This window comes from Rhizobacter sp. P3_B12 (assembly GCF_056402895.1).
Genome location: NZ_JBFUGN010000647.1, coordinates 1 through 3,563 on the forward strand (window position 1 = coordinate 1; position 3,563 = coordinate 3,563).

The 3,563-nt window shown below is 63.9% G+C and carries 6 protein-coding genes; all 6 read right to left on the reverse strand.

What is annotated here, in order from left to right; genetic code table 11:
• Positions 1 to 693: YtpR family tRNA-binding protein (gene ytpR / locus AC1D01_RS25390; RefSeq protein ID WP_477871299.1), on the reverse strand; the 693-nt coding region annotated here is incomplete at its 3' end.
• An 18-nt stretch (positions 694 to 711) separates the two neighbouring features.
• The gene (gene pheS / locus AC1D01_RS25395) at positions 712 to 1,755 is read right to left on the reverse strand and encodes a phenylalanine--tRNA ligase subunit alpha (protein WP_477871301.1); all 1,044 of its coding nucleotides are present in this window, start codon (positions 1,753 to 1,755) and stop codon (positions 712 to 714) included.
• A gap of 150 nt (positions 1,756 to 1,905) precedes the next feature.
• Positions 1,906 to 2,262, reverse strand: coding sequence for a 50S ribosomal protein L20 (rplT, locus tag AC1D01_RS25400; protein WP_047511792.1), 357 nt, complete (start codon positions 2,260 to 2,262; stop codon positions 1,906 to 1,908).
• A 52-nt stretch (positions 2,263 to 2,314) separates the two neighbouring features.
• A complete protein-coding gene (rpmI, locus tag AC1D01_RS25405) occupies positions 2,315 to 2,518 on the reverse strand; it encodes a 50S ribosomal protein L35 (protein WP_047511790.1) in 204 nt (67 codons plus the stop codon).
• 134 nt (positions 2,519 to 2,652) lie between these two features.
• Positions 2,653 to 3,168 carry a translation initiation factor IF-3 gene (gene infC / locus AC1D01_RS25410; RefSeq protein ID WP_255358641.1) on the reverse strand — a complete coding sequence of 172 codons (516 nt, stop codon included), beginning with the start codon at positions 3,166 to 3,168 and terminating at the stop codon, positions 2,653 to 2,655.
• 118 nt (positions 3,169 to 3,286) lie between these two features.
• Positions 3,287 to 3,563, reverse strand: a 277-nt coding sequence (locus AC1D01_RS25415) for a His/Gly/Thr/Pro-type tRNA ligase C-terminal domain-containing protein (RefSeq protein ID WP_477871303.1), incomplete at its 5' end; no start/stop codon positions are given.

The following is a 3,563-nucleotide window of genomic DNA, read 5'->3' on the forward strand; positions in this document are numbered from 1 at the left end:
GGTGTTGACGTTGCGCACGATGCGGCCCGAGAAGCGGCCGCACAGGTCGGGCGCCTCGACCTTCACCGGCAGCACGGCAGCGTGCTTCACCGGCACCGGCTTGAACGCAGGCGTCTTCAGCGGCGTGCCGGTCAGCGCGGCGACCTCGCGCGCGACGCCGAACACGCTCAGGCAGTGCCCGAGGTTCGGCGTCAGCTTCAGCGTGAACAGCGTGTCGTCGAGCGACAGGTGCTTGCGGATGTCCTCGCCGAGCGGCGCGTCTTCGGCCAGGATCAGCAGGCCACCGTGGTCCTCGGACAGCTTCAGCTCGCGTGCCGAGCACAGCATGCCCTGGCTCTCGACGCCGCGCAGCTTGCCGAGCTTGATCTCGAAGGGCTTGCCGTCCTCGCCAGGGGGCAACACCGCGCCCACCAGCGCGCACGGCACCTTCAGGCCCGCGGCGACATTGGGGGCGCCACAGACGATGTTGAGCAGGCTGCCGCTGCCGACATCGACCTGGCAGACGTTCAGCCGGTCGGCATTCGGATGGCGCTCCAGCGACACGACGCGCCCGACGACCACGCGGCTGAAGGGCGGCGCCACCGGGCGCAGCTCTTCGACCTCCATGCCGGACATCGTCAGCAGCTCGGCCAGGGCCTTCGTCTCAAGGGGCGGATTGCAGAACTCACGCAACCACGACTCGGGGAATTGCATTGATGGGTCTTCCGCTGGTTACTTGAACTGGCTGAGGAAACGCAGGTCGCCGTCGAAGAACAGGCGCAGGTCGTTGACGCCGTAGCGCAGCATCGCCAGGCGGTCGATGCCCGAGCCGAACGCGAAGCCGATGTAGCGCTCCGGGTCGAGCCCCATGTTGCGCACCACCTGCGGGTGCACCTGGCCGGAGCCGGAGACCTCGAGCCAGCGGCCCTTCAGCGGCCCGCTCTCGAACATGATGTCGATCTCGGCGCTCGGCTCGGTGAACGGGAAGTAGCTCGGGCGGAAGCGCAGCGCGAGCTCGCTGGTCTCGAAGAAGGCCTGGATGAAGTCCAGGTACATCGCCTTCAGGTCCTTGAAGCTGACGTTCTCGCCGATCCACAGGCCCTCGACCTGGTGGAACATCGGCGAGTGCGTCGCATCGCTGTCGACGCGGAAGGTGCGGCCCGGCGCGATCACGCGGATGTCGGGCATGTGCGCCTGGCCGGCGTACTTCGCGGCATGGGCGCGCGCATGGCGCACCTGCATCGGCGAGGTGTGCGGGCGCAGGTTCAGCCAGTGGCCCTCGTCGTCCTTCATATCGACGTAGAAGGTGTCCTGCATCGAGCGCGCCGGATGGTTCTCCGGGTTGTTCAACGCGGTGAAGCTGTACCAGTCGGTCTCGATCTCGGGGCCGTCGGCCACGTCGAAACCCATCGAACCGAAGATCGCCTCGATGCGCTCCATCGTGCGCGTGATCGGGTGCACGCTGCCGGTGCCGCGCTTGCGCCCGGGCAGCGTCACGTCGAGCGACTCGGCCTTCAGCTGCGCCTGCAGCTCGGCATCGGCCAGGCCCTGGCGGCGCGCGTTCAGCGCGGCCTCGATGCCCTGCTTCGCGGCGTTGATCTCGGCACCGCGCGATTTCTTCTCGTCGCCCGCGAGCCCGGCCAGCGACTTCAGCAGCTCGGTCACGCGCCCGGCCTTGCCGAGGTAGCGCGCCTTCGCGTTCTCGAGATCGGCGGGTGCAGTCGCCTGCGCGAAATCGGCGTGCGCGGCCTGCACCAGTAGATCGAGGTCGTTCATCGGTAGAGGATGGATGGTCGGTTCAAGAAACAAAAAAGGCCGCACACGAGGTCGGCCTTGGAGAGCTTGCCCCGGCGGCTGCGAACAGCCTTCGGGGACTTGCGTGGCACCGGCTGCACAGCGTGTGCGCGAGCCGGCGCGATCACGACATCAAGCGAGCTGGGCCTTCACCTTCTCCACGATGCTGCCGAAAGCGGCAGGATCGTTGACTGCCATGTCGGCAAGAACCTTGCGGTCGATCTCGATCGACGCCTTCTTCATGCCGTTCATGAACTTGCTGTAGGTGATGCCCAGGCCACGGGCCGCGGCGTTGATGCGCGCGATCCAGAGCTGGCGGAACACACGCTTCTTGGTGCGGCGATCGCGATAGGCATATTGCCCAGCGCGCATGACCGCTTCCTTGGCGATGCGGAATACATTCTTGCGACGGCCGCGGTAACCCTTGGCGAGTGCGAGAATTTTCTTGTGACGAGCGCGGGCTGTTACACCACGTTTGACGCGAGGCATGGATTACTCCTTCTGGAAGTGTTTCTGAAACCGTGAGATCAGCAGTGRCAGATCACAGCCCGGCGAAGGGCAGCATCTGAGCCATGTGACCCATGTTGGTCTCGTGCACGCCGACGGCACCACGCAGGTGGCGCTTGTTCTTCGTGGACTTCTTCGTGAGGATGTGGCGCTTGAACGCCTGGCCCCGCTTGACGGTGCCACCCGGACGGACGCGGAAACGCTTCGCAGCGCTCTTCTTGGTCTTCATTTTGGGCATGACTGCTCCTTTTTCGTTGCTCCACCAGGCGCCCGCAAAGAACTTGCGGTCTTGTTGGCCTGGAGGGGCTTCTTGCAACGCGCCGGTGACCAGACCGGCGCGCTGAACTCTCAAAACTTCGACGCTATTCGGTCTCAGCGCTTCTTCGGGCCGAGCACCATGATCATCTGGCGCCCTTCGAGCTTCGGCATGTTCTCGACGACGGCCACATCGGCCAGTTCGTCGCGAATGCGCTCCAGCAGGCGCATGCCGATGTCCTGGTGGGTGATCTCGCGGCCGCGGTAGCGCAGCGTGACTTTGCCCTTGTCGCCGTCTTCCTCGATGAAACGGCGCAGGTTGCGCATCTTGATCTGGTAGTCGCCCTCGTCCGTGCCCGGACGGAACTTGACTTCCTTGATCTCGATGACCTTTTGTTTGGACTTCGCTTCCGCTGCCCGTTTCTGCTCTTGGTATTTGAACTTGCCGTAGTCCATCAGGCGGCAGACCGGCGGATCGGCCTGCGCAGCGATTTCGACCAGATCGACGTCCAGTTCGCCTGCCATGCGCAGGGCTTCCTGGATGTTCACGATCCCGAGCGGTTCGTTCTCTACACCGTTGAGCCGCACCTCTGGCGCCATGATTTCGCGATTGAGGCGGTGCTTGCGCTCCACATTGGGAGTGCGACGGTCAGCAAAAGTAGCGATGGTTCTTACCTTTCACCGGACCCCGAGGCAGCGGAGCCCAAACTTTGGATGTCGATGAACGCCTGCGGGCAGGAGTTGCCTAACTTCAGGCCCGGTTGGCGATGTCGCTGGCGAGCTTCTTCGAGAAGTCGTCCAAGGGCATCACGCCGAGATCCTGGTTGCCGCGGGCACGCACCGCAACAGCCCCGATTGCCTTCTCCTTCTCGCCGACGACAAGGATGAACGGGACCTTTTGCAAGGAATGCTCGCGGATTTTATACGTGATCTTTTCATTGCGCAAATCACTCTCCGCCCTAACTCCTTGTTTTTGAAGTGTTTTCGCCACTTCCCGGGCGTAGTCGGCATGTGCTTCGGTGATGCTG